The organism is Corynebacterium pygosceleis, assembly GCF_016595275.2.
Classification (GTDB): domain Bacteria; phylum Actinomycetota; class Actinomycetes; order Mycobacteriales; family Mycobacteriaceae; genus Corynebacterium; species Corynebacterium pygosceleis.
This window is the reverse complement of the sequence record NZ_JAENIQ020000002.1, coordinates 649836-666607: the sequence shown is the minus strand read 5'-3', so window position 1 is coordinate 666607 and position 16772 is coordinate 649836. Positions and strand designations below refer to the sequence as shown.

The following is a 16772-nucleotide window of genomic DNA, read 5'->3' as shown; positions in this document are numbered from 1 at the left end:
ACCCCGGGGCCTTCCGTGTGTTCTCCGGCATGACGCCGGCGTCACCCGTCCAGTTGTCCGACCAGCCAGTCGACGATCATCGGCACGTGTGTGACGGCCGGGTCCGGGTGCCCGGTCATCAGTGAGCGCGCCACGGGGGAATCGGGTGCCTCGATGACGGTGACCCCACGGCCGTCGCCGTGTTCCCGCCATGATTCCCCGAGGGCTCTTGAATCGGCACCGTTCACCAGGGGATCGGACATGTGGTAGGTCAGGAGGACGGGCACCTCCGGTGCGCGGGTCCCGAGTTCCTGTCTGCGGAACTCCGCCTGTATCCCGGGCATCCGGTCGATGACGTCGACGAGACTCTCGCCCGTGGTGGTCAGTGAGGAGGACCGTCGGAAAGCCGTCGGGAGGAAGACTCCGGGGGTGCAGGTCCGGCGCATGTCCGCGATCATCCGGCGACCTTCGTCGGTGAGGATCCGCTCCATCTCCGCCCGGATGCTCGGCGACTGACGCATCTGGGTGTCCGTCGCCATCAGCATCAGCCCCATGGCCAGACTGCCGTCGGCGTCCACGGTCAGTCGGCGAAAATTGTGGGGAGGTGAGGACACCGCGACGGCCCGGAGATTGAGCTGCGGTGTGTACCCGTGGGCGTTCTCCGCGACCCAGCCCGTCGCCGCTCCACCCTGCGAGTGTCCGGTGGCGACGACCGGGGCATCCGGACGGCCGAGCAGAGCCAGTGCGGCGACACCCGCGTCGGCGGTGGCACGCCCCGTGGCCACGTTGTCCATGTACGGGTGGAGTCCGGGGGAGCCGAGTCCCGGGTAGTCGGTCACCACGACATCGATACCCCGGTCGAGCAGCAGATGCGCACGGAAGTAGTCCGGGGCCGTCGCGGACAGTTCCGGGTGCACGGGGTCGAGGAGCGCGCCCGTCCGGACGACGCGGGAGAACGCACAGGCGTCGTCCATTCCCTGGGTGACGGGCGCGATCACGGCAAGGGGGCGCCCGCCCGTCCCCGTCCACGGCCGGTGCGACCGCATCAGCAGTGCCGTGGACGGAACCGGGGTGTTGTCCGACGTGAGCGTCGAGTAGGTGAAGATCGTGTCATCGCTGATGTCGAGTGGGGTGCCGTCGGTGAAGACACGGGTGGGGTGCTCCGGTCCCGGAACCCCGTGCTCGGGGAGTGGACCGGACCAGAGGACGGAATCCTGCCCCGGTTCCGGAGACGGATCCGGGGCCGCCGCGGTGGCCGGTGTCACGGTGGCCGCTACGGCGAGAACGGTGCCCGCGAGCACGGCCATCAGCGGAAGGCGGGGTTTAATTGCTGGCATGGGGACTCCCTGAACTCCGGTGCGGCCGGTGGGTCGTGGTTAGCGCATCCTGACCACCCGATAGAATCACAGATATGCAGAACAGCGTCCCCGACATTCTCGATTCCCTCGGCGATTGGCCCGTCGAACGGGTTTCCGCGGCGGTGATCGACGGTGGTTCCGTCCGTACCGTCGGTGACTCGGGGCGTCCCCATGCGCTGGCGAGTGTGACCAAACTGCTCTCGGCCTGGGGTGTCCTCATGGCTGTGGAGGAGGGGATCTTCGAGTTGGATTCGGAGGTCGGGCCACGCGGTGCGACGGTGCGGCAGCTGCTCTCCCACGCCGGGGGAGTGGGCTTCGCCTCCCGCGAACCCGAACGGGATCCCGGGACCCGACGGATCTACTCCTCCGCGGGTTTCGATGTTCTCGCCGATGTCGTCGCGGAGGAGTCCGGGATGGGTTTCCCGGAGTACCTCCGGGAGGGGATTTTCGGGCCGCTGGGAATGGATCGGACGGTGCTGAAGGGGTCCGCCGGTCACGGTGCGGAGTCCACCGTGGGTGATCTGGTCGTCTTCGCCCGGGAGATTCTCGATCCGACCCTGCTGCACCCCGACACCGTCGAGGAGGCCATGGAGGTGCAGTTCCCGGATCTGGACGGGATCGTGCCGGGTTACGGGATGCAGAAGCCGTGTCCGTGGGGGCTCGGTTTCGAGATCCGCGGCGGGAAGGACCCGCACTGGACGGGGGCCGGGATGCCGGCTGACACCGTTGGGCACTTCGGTCAGTCCGGAACCTACCTCTGGGCGCACCGACGGACGGGTCGGGCGATGGTCGTGCTGACGGACAGGGATTTCGGCGACTGGGCGAAACCCCTCTGGGCTGACACCAACGACGCGGTGTGGTCGGGGCTGGCTGAATCCTGAGCCTCAGGTTGAGGTTGATGAAACGGGGGGATCAAGTTGTCGTCGAGAGTTGCCGGTGTGATCTGTGGTGCCTGAAACTGGGGACAGGACAGCTCATCGTTATCCACCCGTTATTTTCACTCTCCCTGATCCTCCGGTCGTCCGGGGTTCGGACGGTGGACTTCGGGTGGAGGGTATGGGGCGCGGACCGAGGCCGTTGGGGAAGACGAACCTCGTCTTGCACCGTCCACCGTGAGGTACACGGCCGATGGAGACATCGGCGGCGTATCCGAACGGTGACACGGTGTTCCATCGTGCTGCCCATTGCGAGGACATCCGTGACACAGCGATCATCCTGCTCCACTGCGCCTGCCCTGCGTGACGGTTCCGGCACCGCACAACCGGGTCACCCCACGGTGAGCGCCGACACCGCCTACGCACGTCTCAGTGTCACCGGACTCCCGGTGGCGCTCCGCCCGGTGGTTGAATCCGCCATGGCGGTGTGCCTGGCGACACCCGGGGCACCGGTCCCGCCCGGAACCGACCCCCTCACAGCTGACTGGTGCACGAACTGGCGTCGGTCGACCGCCGTGCCGCGTGCGGTCGACTGCGATCAGCCGCTCAGCGGTGCCCGGAGAGAGTTTCTCAGGCTGTCCAGGCTGCTCGAAGGCCTCGGGGAAACCCACGGCTTCGAGGTCGAGCTGACCGTGTTCGACGGTGGTCCGTCGGACGGGCCGATCCTCCTCGACCGGATCTGACCACGGTGGGGCGGGCCGTCAGGCGCCGTCCGCGGTGCGCTCGTCGATGAGGGCCACGATGTCGGACACGGTGTTGAAACGGTCCATGTCGTTGTCGACGATACGGACACCGAACGCGTCCTCCAGACGCACCGCGATCTCCACGAGGGAGAGCGAGTCGATCGCGAGATCCGCGATCCGGGCGTCGGTGCCCACCTCGTCCGGTTCGAGACCGGACGCGGTCGCGATGATGTCCACGACGGTCGTCAGGGTTCCGGCACCCGGTTCGGCGGCGTGGGTGATGGGTTCGGTGAGTGACATCTCGTGTGGTGTCCTTCGGCGTTGATCGGCGGTGAACGGCGTTGATCGGCCGCACCCGGGGCGGTGTCGGCACCGCCCAGGTTACTGCCTGGGGACCGTATCGGACCAACAGCCCCACAAGCGGTATTGTGTCATCAATCATCTCCGTCCGCTCCTGTCACAGAAAGGCCGTCATGGTCCTGGATCCCGGCCGCGCAGTGAACGCGCTCCGCCGTATCTCCCACCGGATAACCCCGTGGGGACGCTCCGGTCTACGCACCGTCCGTGACGGTATCCAGACCGAGGGAATTCGGCCCGGTCTCACCGACATCGACCGTCGTGGAATCGTCGGCAACGACGGAATCGACGTGCACTACTACGAGATCGGCCCGGTCGACGCCGACACCGTCGTCGTCTTCGTGCACGGTTTCACCCTGACCGCCGAGTCCTGGTTCTTCCAGGTCGACCACCTCAGGCACACGCATCCGGAGGTCCGTTCGGTGCTTCTCGATCTCCGTGGACACGGCGCCACCGGGATGGTCGAGCCGGAACGCTGCACGGTCAACGGCGCCGCCGACGACGTCCTCGCGGTGATCGCGGAACGGGTCCCCACCGGCCGGATCATCCTCGTCGGCCATTCCATGGGGGGAATGATCCTGATGAGCGTCGTCCGACGCTGCGGGGACGCACTGCGGGGACGGATCGCGGGTGTCGTCACCGTGTCCACCGCGATGGAACCGATGGCCTCGGGCGGGATCGCCCAGATCATCGACAACCCGGTCGCGGACAAGGTGCACGGGGTGATCTCCAGGAATCCCGAGGAATCCGACAGGATCCGCAAGGAGATGATGGAGATGCTGGCCCCGCTCCTCGCGGTGACGATCTTCCAGCGCAACGGCACGGACTACGACGTCATCGAATTTCACGCCGACCAGATCCACACCACCCCGGCCGAGACGTACATCGGGTTCTTCTCCGAACTGCAGAGCCACCAGGAGCTCGCCGCAGTGGCCTACCTGAGTGAGGTCCCCGGTTACGTGGTCGTCGGTGACAAGGACAACGTCACCCCGGTGGAACAGGCGGAACGCACCGTGGAACTCTGGCCCGGGGCGAAACTCCGGGTCATCCCCGACGCCGGGCACATGGTGATCCTCGAGGCGCCCGAGGCGATCAACGAGATCATCGATGAGGCGATTCTCGCCACCCGACCGGCGGTCCCGCACACGAACTGACGGTCACGGGAACAGGCGCGATCAGCGTCCTGTCCCGGTGGCCCTCCCCCGGGTCGGGGTCTCCACGGTGGGGGCACCGTAGAAACGGTGCCCCGATCTCGCTCTCGGACCCGGTGGACCGACCCGACGGCTGTGGTGCGGGCATCCCCGATGAGTGTGCGGATCCGTGGTTCCCGGGACGGGACCGGACCCCCGGGCGTCGGCGCACGGATCCCCGGGGTCCCGGTCGCTCGTTTCGCGGCGGACAACCCGCGGAGCCCCGAGATCGAGCTGCCCCGTCCCACGACCCCGATCGGTTCCGTCCCGGTCTCGCCGTGCCGCCGGTGGAGTGGAATACCACCCGGAGCTCCGACTGGGACCGGCCCATCCGGTGCTCGAGCCCATGATCCCGGTACCGGCGGCACTCTTCCGTCTCCGAACCTGTCGACCGGCCGGGCCCGTCCGCACCGCATGGAGACGGATGAAAACGGGCCGTGTGCCCCGGAAAACAGGTTTCCGGGGCACACGGCCCGTCAGGGGAAGCGTCGATGATCGGGTCAGACGACCGTCGGATCGGTGATCTCGAACTTGGTGGCGGCGTTGTCGGCGACGGAGACGTCGATCGCCCCTTCGCGCGCCAGGCCGGCGAGGACCGCCACGACCACGGACTCGGCGTCCGTGTTGAAGTAGCGGCGTGCGGCCGGGCGGGTGTCGGAGAAACCGAAACCGTCGGTGCCGAGGGTGGTGTAGTCACCCGGGACCCACTTGCGGATCTGCTCCGGCAGCGCGGTCGCGAAGTCGGAGACCGCGACGAAGGGTCCGGAGACGTCGGAGAGTTTACGCTGCACGAACGGGTCCTCGAGCTCTTCCGCCGGGTGGCGCAGCTGCTCGAGATCCCGGGCCTGACCGTCGCGGGCTAGTTCGTTCCAGGAGGTGACGGAGAAGATGTTGGACCGGACACCGTACTCATCGGCGAGGATCTTCTTCGCCTTGAGCGCGGCCTGCATGCCGATACCGGACGCGAGGATGGAGGCCTCGTGGCCCTCGCCCTCACCGGCGGCCTCGTAGAGGTAGATACCCTTGTGGAGGCCCTCCAGATCCAGGTTCTCGGGTTCCTTCGGCTGCGGGGTCGGCTCGTTGTAGATCGTGATGTAGTAGATCACGTTCTCGCCGCGGCCCGGGCCGTACATCCGGTCGATGCCCTCGCGGATCAGGTGCGCGAGCTCGTACGCGAACGCCGGGTCGTAGGTGATCACGGCGGGGTTGGTGGACGCGAGGATCGGGGAGTGGCCGTCCATGTGCTGGAGGCCCTCACCGGTCAGGGTCGTGCGGCCCGCGGTGGCGCCGAGGAGGAAACCACGGGCCATCTGGTCGGCGGCGGCCCAGATGGAGTCACCGGTGCGCTGGAAGCCGAACATCGAGTAGAAGATGTAGAGGGGGATCATCGGTTCGCCGTGGGTCGCGTACGCGGTACCGGCGGCCATGAACTCGCCCATTGAACCGGCCTCGTTGATGCCCTCGTGCATGATCTGACCGTCGACGGCCTCACGGTAGGACAGCATCAGGTCATGGTCGACCGGGGTGTAGTTCTGGCCGTGCGGGTTGTAGATCTTCAGCGTCGGGAACCAGGAGTCCATGCCGAAGGTGCGTGCCTCGTCCGGGATGATCGGGACGAAACGACGGCGGAGCTCCTTGTCGCGCATGAGTTCCTTGAAGGTGCGCACGAGCGCCATCGTCGTGGCGACCTCCTGCTTGCCGGAACCCTTGCGCAGTGACTTGAGGGCATCCATGTCCGGGACCTCGAGCGGCGTGTAGGACGAGCGGCGCTCCGGAACGAAACCACCGAGCTCGCGGCGACGCTCCAGCATGTACCGGATCTCCTCGGAATCCTCGCCGGGGTGGTAGTACGGCGGGAGGTAGGGATCCTTCTCGAGTTCCTCATCGGAGATCGGGATCTGCTGCTTGTCGCGGAACAGCTTCAGGTCGTCGAGGGTGAGCTTCTTCATCTGGTGGGTCGCGTTACGGCCCTCGAAGTTGTGGCCCAGTCCGTAGCCCTTGATGGTGTGCGCCAGGATGACCGTCGGCCGGTCCCTGGTCTCCATCGCGCGCTGGTAGGCGGCGTAGATCTTGCGGTAGTCGTGGCCGCCACGCTTGAGCTTCCAGATCTCCTCGTCGGTCATGTCCTCGACGAGCTTCTTCGTCTCCGGGGTGCGGTTGAAGAACTCCTCGCGGACGAACTTCCCGTCGTTCGCGCGGAACGTCTGGAAGTCACCGTCGGGAGTGGTGTTCATCAGGTGGACGAGTTCACCGGTCTTGTCACGTTCGAACAGGTCGTCCCACTCGCGGCCCCAGACGACCTTGATGACGGACCAGCCGGCACCCCGGAAGAAGGACTCGAGTTCCTGGATGATCTTGGTGTTGCCGCGGACGGGCCCGTCGAGACGCTGCAGGTTGCAGTTGATGACGAAAGTGAGGTTGTCCAGGTTGTTCAGCGCCGCGAGCTGGATCAGGCCACGGGACTCCGGCTCATCCATCTCACCGTCGCCGAGGAACGCCCACACGTGCTGCTGTGAGGTGTCCTTGATGCCCCGGTTGTGGAGGTAACGGTTGAACCGCGCCTGGTAGATCGCGTCCATCGGGCCGAGCCCCATCGACACGGTCGGGAACTCCCAGAAGTCGGGCATGCCGTGCGGGTGCGGGTAGCTGGGCATGCCGCCCTGCGGACGGGATACCTCCTGACGGAAGCCGTCCATGTCATCTTCACTGAGCCGGCCCTCGAGGAACGCACGGGCGTACATTCCGGGGGAGGCGTGCCCCTGGAAGAAGATCTGGTCGCCGCCGCCGGGGTGGTCCTTGCCCCGGAAGAAGTAGTTGAACCCCACCTCGTACAGCGGAGCGGAGGAGGCGTAGGTGGAGATGTGTCCGCCGACGCCGATCCCCGGGCGCTGTGCCCGGTGCACCATGATCGCGGCGTTCCACCGCATCCACTTGCGGTAACGACGCTCGATGGCCTCGTCGCCGGGGAACTCGGGCTCCATGTCCGTGGGGATCGTGTTGACGTAGTCCGTCGAGGTCAGGGGAGGGAGGGGGACGCGCTTCGCCGTCGCGCGCTCCAACAGACGGAGCATGAGGAAGCGGGCCCGGTCAGGGGTGGCTTCGGCGAGGAGTCCGTCCAGGGACTCCATCCACTCACGGGTCTCCTCGGGGTCCGAGTCGTTCAGATACGAGGCGACACCGTCCCGGATGAGTGCGAAGTTGCTGTCATCTGGCGGGGTCGCCGTGGTGTCCTTCTGCTGGGACATACCGAATCCTCCTGTGGATCAATCATGTGGTGCCTGTGTTCGGGTTGCTCCGCATCCGGGGGCACCGGAGCCCCGTGTCGGGGGACTCCGCCCGGAAAGATGCACCCGTCCCGCGGTGAGCGGGAAAACGCACGTGTCCTCTCAAGGATACGGGTACAACCCGGATATGGGTGTTCCGGGCGGCGCCCGGCGGAGTGAACCCGCTGCGAGCACCGGTTTTGGGCGGTGTCCGTGTGCCGTCGCGACGCATCGGAATCGTTTCGTGGGCAAGATGGTCGACGTTCGAAAACCGGGAAAAACACCGTGTGATGGTCCACCGCGGGGAGAAACCCGGTAGCGTGTACTAGCGAGATCACATAAACCGGGGAATCTCCGGTACCCCTCTCCTGTTCCGCACGGTCCGGGAAAGAGGGGGACGGGGTGCATTCCCGGATCAATTTTAGGAGGAATCACACAGTGAGCGACGCTCCGGGCGCAGCCAAGGAAGGCGCCCAGGATTACGCCATGCTTCTCGGGGTCAAGCCGGACCACATCGTTCAGGAGGTCGGCTGGGACGAGGACTGCGACACGGACATCAGTGAAGCGGTCGAGGACGTCATCGGGGAGGCCCTCCTCGAGGAAGACACCGACGAGATCTGCGACATCGTTCTGCTGTGGTGGCGCGAGGAGGACGGTGACCTGGTCGACGGACTCGTCGACTCGATCCGCCCGCTCTCGGAGAACGGCCGTATCTGGCTGCTGACGCCGGGTGCCGGTAAGCCGGGCCACATTGAACCCGGACTCATCGCGGAGTCCGCGCAGCTCGCGGGCCTGGTGCAGACATCGGCCGAGCGTCTCGGCGCATGGCAGGGATCCTGCCTGGTGCAGAGCGGCAAGAAGCGGTAGCTTCGTCTTTTTCGCGGCGCTCGTGCTAGAGTTGCCGTCGTTGTTGACCGCGACCGTCGGCCGTTCACGTACCCGGTGAACGGTGTTGCCGGATGCGGTGCGCGCGCCTTTAGCTCAGCTGGAAGAGCAGCTGGTTTACACCCAGCAGGTCGGCGGTTCGAGCCCGTCAGGGCGCACCAGAGTGGGGGGTGACGAGGGAGGGCCCGTCCCGGCGGAAGTCGGACGGGCCCTCCCTCGTGTGTGCGTTGTTCATCGATGGTGTGGGAATGTGCAGGTCACCAGGTTTTCACAGCTGATGATAAGGGGGCCGGGGCGGCACTAGGATGGCGATCATGCTCCTCGATGTACCTCCCGTGACAGGGATCAGTGACCCGTTCCCGGTGCGTGTCTCGGATGTTCCACCCGGTGGAGCCGTCCGTGTCTCGGTGCGGGCGACCGATGCCGCGGGGGACCTGTGGTCCTCGACGACCGAGTTCACCGCGGACGGGGACGGATACGTCGACACGGGTTCAGCGCTTCCCGGAGCCGCCGAATGGAGCCCCGCGAACAGTCTCGGCCCGTTGTGGACCCTCCGGCCCGACCACGGCTCATCCGGTCACGTGTTCGCCCTGGAACCGGGTGGCGGCATAGCCCTGGACGTCCGCGTGCGGGCCAGGGGAGCGGCTCTCGGGGCGGGGGCGTCCCGGACGGTCGGTCGACGCGCCCGGGAGGTCGATGATCTCCCGGTCCCCGGAGCCCCCGGTGCACGACTCTTCGTCCCCGCGGACGGTGTCGCCCGCCCCGGTGTCGTGCTGCTCGGCGGTGCCGAGGGCGGGGTTCCCGCGGCCGCCGCCGCGGAACTCGCGGATCAGGGCTGGTCCGCGCTCGCCCTGGACTGGTTCCCCGGAGGTTCCCGTGGGGTCGATGTCGGGGAAATCCGGCGGGCGCTGCTGTCGTTCGTGCGGCATCCGTCGGTCAGCGGTGACCGTCTCGCACTGATCGGGAGGGGGCGGGGTGCCGAGCTGGCCCTGATTCTCGCCGTGGCGGAGCCCGACCTGGTCGGACCGGTGACGGCGCATTCCCCGAGTGACATCCGCACGACCGATCCGCACGCGGACCCCACCGCCACGACGTATCTCGGTGATGCGGGACCCGCCCGGGATCTCCCCGCCCCGGAAAAGGATTCCGCGTTGGGGAGACTGCGGGCCAGGTTCCGGCCCGCGGTGTCCCGCGGACCGCTGGAACTCGCCGACTACTACGCGCGGGCCCGCCGGAGGGCGGGGGAGGAGGCCGTCGCTGCGGCACGGATACCGGTTGAGCGGATCCGGGGACCACTGCTGGTGAGCGCGGGGACCGATGACGCGGTGTGGGACTCCCGCACGATGGCGGAGACGCTGGCCCATCGTGCGGCCGAGACCGGGATCGACGCCTACGGCATCGTCCATCAGGGGGCCGGTCACGGTGTGGGATGGCCCTTCACACCCGCCGGTGTTCCCGTGCCGGACACCATCGCCGCCTACGGTGGCACGGTCCTGCTCGGAGGTGACCGGACCTCCTCCGGTGCCGCAGCTGTCCGTTCCCGGGACGTCGTACTGGAGTTCCTCCGGGAGACCCACGGCGGCGGTGCGCGGTGACCGTCGGGATGCTCGCGGGTGCCGTCGCGGACCGGGTGATCCCGGATCCGCCACGCGGACACCCCGTAGCGGTGTTCGGGACGGGGGCCACCCGGCTCGAGAAACACTGCTACCGGGATTCGCGGGTCGCCGGATGCGTGTATCTGGTGGCGGCGGTCGCGCCCCTCGTCGCGGTGACGGCGGCCGCCTCCCGACGTGCCCCGGGTGTCACACTGGCGGTGTGCCTGTGGGGTGCGCTCGGCGGAACGATGCTGGAACGGACGGGAACCCGGATGGCGGACGCCCTGGAACGGGGGGACACGGACACCGCACGGGCCCTGGTCCCCTGGTTGTGTTCCCGTGATCCGGAGCTTCTCGACGCCGGGGGCATGACCCGGGCGGCGGTCGAGTCTCTCGCGGAGAACACGTCCGATGCGGCGATCGCTCCGCTGGTGTGGGCCGCGGTGGGCGGCGCCCCGGCCGTCGTGGCGCACCGTGCCGTCAACACACTCGATGCGATGGTCGGATACAGGAACACCCGCTACCGGAATTTCGGGTGGGCGGCCGCACGCGCCGACGACGTCCTGGCGTGGATTCCCGCGCGGGTGACGGCACTGGTCCACACGGGGCTGGCCGCCGCCGTCGGTCGCGGTGGGGAGGCGGTGCGCGCCTGGCGGGAGGACGCCCCGGCACACCCCAGTCCGAACGCGGGAATCGTCGAGGCGACCGCCGCAGCGGCGCTGGGGGTGAGACTGGGCGGACCGACGGTGTACGCGCACGGCACCGAGGACCGTCCGATCCTCGGTACCGGACGTGAACCGGACGTACGGGCGCTCCGGGACGCCGTCAGACTGTCCCGGAGAACGCAGGCGATCGTCGTCGCCGGGGCGTTTCTCGTGGCCGGGTGCCGGACACGGGGAGCGTGAGCCGGGTCTACGTCGGCATCCGGAGGACGGCGGTGTAGAAACCGTCCTCGCGTTTCCCGGAGTGAAGGAGACCGGTTCCGGGCCCCTCGAGGAAGGTCAGGTCGGAGTCGCCGGCGACCCGGTCGCCGGACATGGCGAGGGCCGCGAGGAGCGACTGCATGGAGTCGACACCGCCCGACGCGGATTCGACGTCGCCCTCCCGGAGACCGAGGATGCGCCAGCGGGTCTCCCAGAAATCCTCGCCGCGCTTGACGGGTGCCGCGATCTCCACGGTGACGGAACTTCCGTCCTCACGGTGCAGGGTGCGGCTGACCAGGGTCTGGATGGTGTTGTCCACGGCTAGAACCTCTCTTCATTCTTCTCGGCGATGGTGCGGTAGTAATCAGTGTGCCCGGAACCGTAGCGTGCGCGTCGGCGGGGACGGTTGTGCCGGGGGCGCTGCGGGGGAGCGGCATCCGGGGCATCGGTTGCCGGATCGCCGTCCACCGACGGTTCCTCCGGTTCCGGTCGAGGGGACGGATCCACGGCCGCGGAGGTGCCCGTACCCGTGTCGACGGCGGCGGTGGACGCCCTCTCCTCCCGCTCCCTGCGGCGTTCCCGGAGTTCCGCCCAGATGAAGTAGCCGAGTCCCAGCGGTGCCATCACACCGAACGCTATCCACTGGACCCCGTACGAAAGATACGGGCCGGCGTCGAGTTTCGGCAGTGGGATCGGGTCCAGGCCGCCGGGGGATCCCTCGGCGAGCTGGATGTAGTCCCGGCCGAGCTGAACCCCGGTGAGTTCCGAGATCTGGGCGGTGGAGATGCCGTGCACCTGGGTGTGTCCCTGCTCGGTGACGGGTGACCGTTCCGGTACCGCCTCATCCCGGCGGAGATACCCCGAGACTGTCACCTCTCCTCCGGGAGCCGGGGTGACCTCCGGGATCGTCCCCGCTGAGACCGGGAGCCAACCACGGTTGACCAGGACAACGGTGCCGTCGTCCAGTTCAAAGGGGACGAGTCCCTGGACCGCGGGCTGGTGGTCGACGGGACGCAGTCGCAGCAGAACCTCCTCGTCCGGGAGGTAACGTCCGGTGAGGGTCACCCGACGCCACTCGAGATCCGGATCGACGACGCCGTCCGTGCCCACCAGGGTCCCCAGGGGGACGGGATCCGTGTTGAAGGCTTCCTCGATGCGCTGGTTCCGGGCACTGGTGGCCTCATTCTTCCCCAGCTGCCACGGTGCCAGAACCGTGAAGGCGGTGTACGCGAAGACGATCACCACGACGGCGGTGATGACCCAACCCGGTGTGAGAAACCCCCGGAGCACCGACATCGGACCCTTGGATCCTCCGGGGCGTACGGCTTCGGCGTTCACACCGGCCAGTCTAGTGCCCGGCGGTGGAACAACAGAAAATCACCGATCCGACATATCGGCGCAGGTCTCCCGCACCCAGTCGATCAGACCGGGCACCGCGGCATCGATCTGCTCCCGGACCACGGTGAAATCGTCGGAGGTGCCGTAGTAGGGGTCCGCGCAGTCCACGTCACCGGCGGTCGGGTCGAAGCTGCGCAACAGGCGGATCCGTTCGCGCGGCACCCCTGCGCCACGCAGTGCACGCACGTGCCCGGAATCGAGGGCGATCAGGAGGTCGGCGTCCCGGTGCTCGTCACCGAACTGGCTGGCCCTGTGATCGGAACCGTCGTGCCCCGAGGACTTCAGTTCAGCCAGGGCCCGGTCATCGGCGGGCTGGCCGACATGCCAGCCGCCCATGCCGCAGGACCCCAGCAGCACCCGGTCGGTGAGACCGGCGTCCTCGACGGCATCACGCATGATGACCTCGGCCATCGGGGAGCGGCAGATGTTCCCGGTGCACACGAAGACGATATAGACGTCCTCGGTGCGTTCCCTAACCCTGCTCGTTCCACTCATCGACTATGTCCTCCAGATGTCGGGTGTTGGTGGCGGTCCAGCGTGCCCTGGCGTGTTCGTCGGCGTCACCGTAACCCCAGGCACAGGCGACTGCATCGATTCCGAAGGCGGCGGCTCCGTCGAAATCATGGATGCGGTCGCCGATCATGAGGATATCGGATTCGGTCCCGCGGAGATCCAGGGAGTCCAGCACGTACGCGATGACAGATTCCTTGGACCTGCGGGCGCCGTTCTCCTCGGCGGCACCGAGGAAGTCGATGGAATCTATCATCCCGTACCGTTCGAGGGACTTCCGTGCGAAGCGCTCACCCTTCGAGGTGGCGGTGCAGACCCGGAAACCCTTCTCCTTCCACCGTACGAGGAGCTCCCGCATGCCGGGGTACGGGTCGGCGTCGGCCCACGAGCCCGCGCCGTAGTGGCGGAGGTAGATCTCCACCGCCTTCCGGGCCTCGTCCGGGTCCATTCCGATGGAGCGCATCGTGAGTTCCATCGGGGGGCCCGCGATCCGGGAGAGGACGTCCTCTCCCGGGCGCGGATGCCCCATCTGGTCGAGGGAGTGGAGGAAGCTGGCCCGGATACCCGGGTACGAGTCGATGAGTGTGCCGTCTACGTCTATCAGCAGAGTTTTCACGTCCTCCAGTGTGGCAGAACGTAACCTGGGGTGCGTGACTGAGGATGATCTGCTGCGGTACCACGGTGATCTGGCGGGCGCAGGCGTCGGCGGTGACGTGGACGGGGTCGTGGACTTCGCCGTCAACGTCCGTGCCCCGGGGCCACCGGAGTGGCTGGCCGCGGAACTGCGGTCGGAGATCGCGGGGCTCGGGGCCTACCCGCCGGAAGCGGTCGTAGATTCCGCGCGTCAGGTCGTGGCGGAGCACCACGGAGTGGACCCGGGGTGCGTGCTGCTGTTGTCCGGTGCCGCCGAGGGATTCTCCCTCATCGCGGGGCTCGGTACGCGGAACCCGGTGGTGGTGCACCCCGGTTTCACCGAGCCGGAGGTGGCGTTGCGTGCGGCCGGCGCACCGGTGCGCCGCATGATCCTGGATGCCCCGTTCACCCTGGGCGGTGGAACACCCCCCGACGAGGCGGACCTGGTGGTCATCGGCAACCCCACCAACCCGACCGGTGTACTGCATCCGGCGGAGGTGATCCGCGGGTGGTGCAGACCGGGCCGGATCACCGTCGTCGACGAGGCGTTCATGGACCTGACGGATGAGACCCGTTCACTCGCCGGTGAGGTGCCGCGGCACCCGGGGCTGGTGGTGCTGCGCAGCCTCACCAAGACCTTCTCCCTGGCGGGGCTGAGATGCGGTTACCTGCTCGCCTCCCCGGACCTGGTGCGCAGACTCGCGTCCCGGCGGCCGCACTGGCCGTTGGGGACCCTCCAGGCGGTCGCGATCCGGGCGGCGCTACGGGACGGGGCGGAGTTCGTCGCGGAGGAACGCCGGACCGTGGAACGGCAGCGCACGGACATGGAACAAAAGCTCCGGGCAGCCGGGTTCACCGTCCGCACCCGGTCACGGGCACCCTACCTTCTGGTCACCCCACCCGGTGACGACCCGGAGCGCACCCGCTCCGCGCTCGCTGCGCGGGGTATCCTCGTCCGGCGCTGCGACACCTTCCCGGGACTGGACGACACCTACTGGCGGCTCGCCGTGCGCGGCGCCCGGGAAGTTGCCACACTGGTGAAGGCAGTCGCCGGACACACCGTGAACAACGCCGAGGAAAGAGGACGACAATGACCAGCACCGTCGCAGGGATCCGCCGGATCATGGACACCGCCTACCCGCCGCATCTCGCGGAGAGCTGGGACAGCGTCGGACTGATCTGCGGTGACCCGGACGCCCCCGTGAACCGGGTGGTCTTCGCCCTCGACTGCACCGACGAGGTCGCCCGGGCAGCGGTCGACGCGGGGGCGGACATGCTCATCGTCCACCACCCGTTGCTGCTGCGCGGCGTCGACAGTGTGGCGGCGGACACGCCGAAGGGCAGGGTGCTGCACACCCTGATCCGGGGTGGAGTGGCACTGTTCGCCGCCCACACCAACGCGGACTCCGCCCGTCCCGGAGTCAACGACGTGCTCGCGGAGACCATCGGCATCACCCCGGGGCCGGCGGTCGCCCCGAAGTACGGCACGGGTCCGGACAAGTGGGGCGTCCATGTCCCGGCGGCCGATGTCGAGGCGGTGAAGGAGGCACTGTTCGCGGCCGGTGCCGGGGCGATCGGGGACTACCGCGAATGCTCCTTCCAGTTTCCGGGAGAAGGCCAGTTCCGGCCCGTCGACGGCGCGAACCCGACGCTCGGCACCGTCGGGGATCTCGAGCACGTCGCGGAGGTGCGTGTGGAATTCGTCGCGCCCCGGTCCCGTCGTGCGGCGATCACCGCCGCACTGCGTGACGCGCACCCCTACGAGGAACCCGCCTTCGACATCACCGCGACCGAATCCGCCGATGACCCGGACACCGCGCCGGGGCTCGGCCGCATCGGTGATCTGCCGGAACCGATGAGGTTCTCGGAGTTCGTGCAGCAGGTCGCCGACCGGCTCCCCGTCACCGAGTGGGGTGTCCGTGCGGCCGGGGATCCGGATCGGATGGTGCAGCGGATCGCGGTCTGTTCCGGTTCCGGGGACAGTTTCCTCGACACGGTCTCCGCCAGGGGGGACATCGACGTGTTCCTCAGCTCCGATCTACGGCACCACCCGGTCGATGAGCACCTGCGGGCCGGGGGACCCGCCGTGATCGACACCGCACACTGGGCGAGTGAATCACCCTGGTGTTCGCAGGCCGCGCGTCTCATCGCGGACCGGGCCGGTGTCGAGACCCGTGTCCTCGACATCCGCACCGATCCGTGGACCATCTCCCGGCACGCACGCGAAGAAGGGTAACGTGAACTCTCCCGTACCGTGGTGACGGCCCGACACCGTGATCCGCCGCACCGACCGCAGAACAGAAAGCACCACCGTGAAACTCGCCCCCGACCATCAGCGTCTTCTTCTCGAGCTCGCCGACACCGATGCGGCACTCGTCGCCGACCGTGCAGAACCCATCCTGGACGAGCAGAAGGAACTCGATGCCCTCATCGCGGAGCGCGCGAAACTCCGCGATGGCGCGGCGGTGTCCAAGATGGGTGTCGAGGATCTGCGGCGTGATCTCGTGCGACTGGACAACGACCTCGCCAAACTCGAACGTCGGCAGAAGGCCGATCTCGACGGTCTCGGTGCCGCCACGGACAGGGAGGACCGTCGTGACCTCGAGCACGATCTCGCATCGACCCGCCGTCGGATCCGGGAGGTCACCGGCGAACGTGAGAGCATGCGCCGCCGCATCGAGGCCACGGACCTGAACCACGACACCGACGGGGCACTCTTCGACGAGATCGAGGAGCGCATCGCGGCGGCGACCCGTGCCCGTGACGCGGCACTCCACGGACGGGAATCCGTGTACACCGATCTCCGGACGAAGCGGGAGGATCTCCGCCGTCAACTGGCAGAGACCGTCCCCGGGGCCCTCGACGCCTACGACGAGCAGCACGGTTCCTTCGGGGTCGGTGCCGCCCGGTTCAAGGGTAACTCGTGCACGGCCTGCTACCTGGTGCTGCCCGCAGCCGGGATCTCCGGTATCCGTTCCACCCCGGAGGACCGTGTCCCACGCTGCCCCGAGTGCGGAACCTGGCTGATCCGCGGCTGACCCGACCCCGACGACGAAACGTAAG

Annotated in this window: 16 protein-coding genes and 1 tRNA gene; 10 read left to right on the top strand and 7 right to left on the bottom strand. The window is 67.9% G+C overall.

The annotated features are described in order from the left end of the window. Positions 1-41: 41 nt before the first annotated feature. The gene (locus JIM94_RS06225; protein ID WP_200253089.1) at positions 42-1316 is read right to left on the bottom strand and encodes a lipase family protein; all 1275 of its coding nucleotides are present in this window, start codon (positions 1314-1316) and stop codon (positions 42-44) included. Between the two features lie 74 nt (positions 1317-1390). Here JIM94_RS06225 and JIM94_RS06220 point away from each other — a divergent pair, with 74 nt between their 5' ends. Together JIM94_RS06220 and JIM94_RS06215 are read left to right on the top strand one after the other, a co-directional pair. Further along, positions 1391-2218: a serine hydrolase domain-containing protein gene (locus JIM94_RS06220; protein WP_200253087.1), complete on the top strand. Its 828-nt coding sequence runs from the start codon at positions 1391-1393 to the stop codon at positions 2216-2218. A gap of 317 nt (positions 2219-2535) precedes the next feature. Beyond that, positions 2536-2955, top strand: coding sequence for a hypothetical protein (locus JIM94_RS06215; protein ID WP_200253085.1), 420 nt, complete (start codon positions 2536-2538; stop codon positions 2953-2955). 18 nt (positions 2956-2973) lie between these two features. On the opposite strand, the gene JIM94_RS06210 is transcribed toward JIM94_RS06215, so the two are convergent. After that, positions 2974-3255: an acyl carrier protein gene (locus JIM94_RS06210; RefSeq protein ID WP_200253083.1), complete on the bottom strand. Its 282-nt coding sequence runs from the start codon at positions 3253-3255 to the stop codon at positions 2974-2976. Positions 3256-3428: 173 nt separating this feature from the next. On the opposite strand from JIM94_RS06210, the gene JIM94_RS06205 reads away from it, so the two are divergent. Next, the gene (locus JIM94_RS06205) at positions 3429-4466 is read left to right on the top strand and encodes an alpha/beta fold hydrolase (protein ID WP_200253081.1); all 1038 of its coding nucleotides are present in this window, start codon (positions 3429-3431) and stop codon (positions 4464-4466) included. A 536-nt stretch (positions 4467-5002) separates the two neighbouring features. Here JIM94_RS06205 and aceE read toward each other — a convergent pair. Next, on the bottom strand, positions 5003-7747 hold the full coding sequence (aceE, locus tag JIM94_RS06200; protein WP_200253079.1) for a pyruvate dehydrogenase (acetyl-transferring), homodimeric type: 2745 nt from the start codon (positions 7745-7747) through the stop codon (positions 5003-5005). Between the two features lie 504 nt (positions 7748-8251). Between aceE and JIM94_RS06195 the strand changes: the two genes are divergently transcribed. From JIM94_RS06195 to JIM94_RS06180, 4 genes are all read left to right on the top strand, one after another. Then, positions 8252-8632, top strand: a complete 381-nt coding sequence (locus JIM94_RS06195) for a DUF3052 domain-containing protein (protein ID WP_200253212.1) — start codon at positions 8252-8254, stop codon at positions 8630-8632. 103 nt (positions 8633-8735) lie between these two features. Continuing rightward, positions 8736-8811 (top strand) — tRNA-Val (locus JIM94_RS06190). A gap of 153 nt (positions 8812-8964) precedes the next feature. After that, positions 8965-10245: an acyl-CoA thioester hydrolase/BAAT C-terminal domain-containing protein gene (locus JIM94_RS06185; protein WP_200253077.1), complete on the top strand. Its 1281-nt coding sequence runs from the start codon at positions 8965-8967 to the stop codon at positions 10243-10245. Further along, the gene (locus tag JIM94_RS06180; RefSeq protein WP_248085927.1) at positions 10242-11150 is read left to right on the top strand and encodes a CobD/CbiB family cobalamin biosynthesis protein; all 909 of its coding nucleotides are present in this window, start codon (positions 10242-10244) and stop codon (positions 11148-11150) included. The genes JIM94_RS06185 and JIM94_RS06180 overlap by 4 nt, the downstream gene beginning before the upstream one ends. 7 nt (positions 11151-11157) lie before the next feature. On the opposite strand, the gene JIM94_RS06175 is transcribed toward JIM94_RS06180, so the two are convergent. The 4 genes from JIM94_RS06175 to JIM94_RS06160 are packed head-to-tail and all read right to left on the bottom strand — an operon-like array spanning position 11158 to position 13692. Continuing rightward, positions 11158-11487: a DUF6968 family protein gene (locus JIM94_RS06175; RefSeq protein ID WP_200253075.1), complete on the bottom strand. Its 330-nt coding sequence runs from the start codon at positions 11485-11487 to the stop codon at positions 11158-11160. Positions 11488-11489: 2 nt separating this feature from the next. Continuing rightward, positions 11490-12506, bottom strand: coding sequence for an SURF1 family cytochrome oxidase biogenesis protein (locus JIM94_RS06170; protein ID WP_248085929.1), 1017 nt, complete (start codon positions 12504-12506; stop codon positions 11490-11492). A gap of 39 nt (positions 12507-12545) precedes the next feature. Then, complete coding sequence (locus JIM94_RS06165; protein ID WP_200253073.1) at positions 12546-13061, bottom strand: low molecular weight protein-tyrosine-phosphatase; 516 nt, start codon at positions 13059-13061, stop codon at positions 12546-12548. After that, the gene (locus tag JIM94_RS06160; protein WP_200253071.1) at positions 13039-13692 is read right to left on the bottom strand and encodes an HAD-IA family hydrolase; all 654 of its coding nucleotides are present in this window, start codon (positions 13690-13692) and stop codon (positions 13039-13041) included. Before JIM94_RS06160 ends, JIM94_RS06165 begins: the two co-directional genes overlap by 23 nt. Positions 13693-13726: 34 nt before the next feature. Between JIM94_RS06160 and cobC the strand changes: the two genes are divergently transcribed. From cobC to JIM94_RS06145, 3 genes are read left to right on the top strand one after another with little or no spacing between them, the layout of a single operon-like run. After that, complete coding sequence (gene cobC, locus JIM94_RS06155) at positions 13727-14803, top strand: Rv2231c family histidinol phosphate aminotransferase CobC (protein ID WP_248085930.1); 1077 nt, start codon at positions 13727-13729, stop codon at positions 14801-14803. Next, positions 14800-15945, top strand: coding sequence for a Nif3-like dinuclear metal center hexameric protein (locus JIM94_RS06150; protein WP_200253067.1), 1146 nt, complete (start codon positions 14800-14802; stop codon positions 15943-15945). The genes cobC and JIM94_RS06150 overlap by 4 nt, the downstream gene beginning before the upstream one ends. 37 nt (positions 15946-15982) lie before the next feature. Further along, a complete protein-coding gene (locus JIM94_RS06145) occupies positions 15983-16747 on the top strand; it encodes a zinc ribbon domain-containing protein (RefSeq protein WP_248085931.1) in 765 nt (254 codons plus the stop codon). Positions 16748-16772 lie beyond the last annotated feature (25 nt).

Bases quoted from the DNA above. Each gene is read 5' to 3' on its own strand.
- JIM94_RS06185 (WP_200253077.1), top strand. From the start codon at position 8,965: ATGCTCCTCGATGTACCTCCCGTGACAGGGATCAGTGACCCGTTCCCG.
- JIM94_RS06205 (WP_200253081.1), top strand. From the start codon at position 3,429: ATGGTCCTGGATCCCGGCCGCGCAGTGAACGCGCTCCGCCGTATCTCC.
- JIM94_RS06150 (WP_200253067.1), top strand. From the start codon at position 14,800: ATGACCAGCACCGTCGCAGGGATCCGCCGGATCATGGACACCGCCTAC.
- JIM94_RS06220 (WP_200253087.1), top strand. From the start codon at position 1,391: ATGCAGAACAGCGTCCCCGACATTCTCGATTCCCTCGGCGATTGGCCC.
- JIM94_RS06210 (WP_200253083.1), bottom strand. From the start codon at position 3,255: ATGTCACTCACCGAACCCATCACCCACGCCGCCGAACCGGGTGCCGGA.
- JIM94_RS06195 (WP_200253212.1), top strand. From the start codon at position 8,252: ATGCTTCTCGGGGTCAAGCCGGACCACATCGTTCAGGAGGTCGGCTGG.
- aceE (WP_200253079.1), bottom strand. From the start codon at position 7,747: ATGTCCCAGCAGAAGGACACCACGGCGACCCCGCCAGATGACAGCAAC.
- JIM94_RS06165 (WP_200253073.1), bottom strand. From the start codon at position 13,061: ATGAGTGGAACGAGCAGGGTTAGGGAACGCACCGAGGACGTCTATATC.
- JIM94_RS06225 (WP_200253089.1), bottom strand. From the start codon at position 1,316: ATGCCAGCAATTAAACCCCGCCTTCCGCTGATGGCCGTGCTCGCGGGC.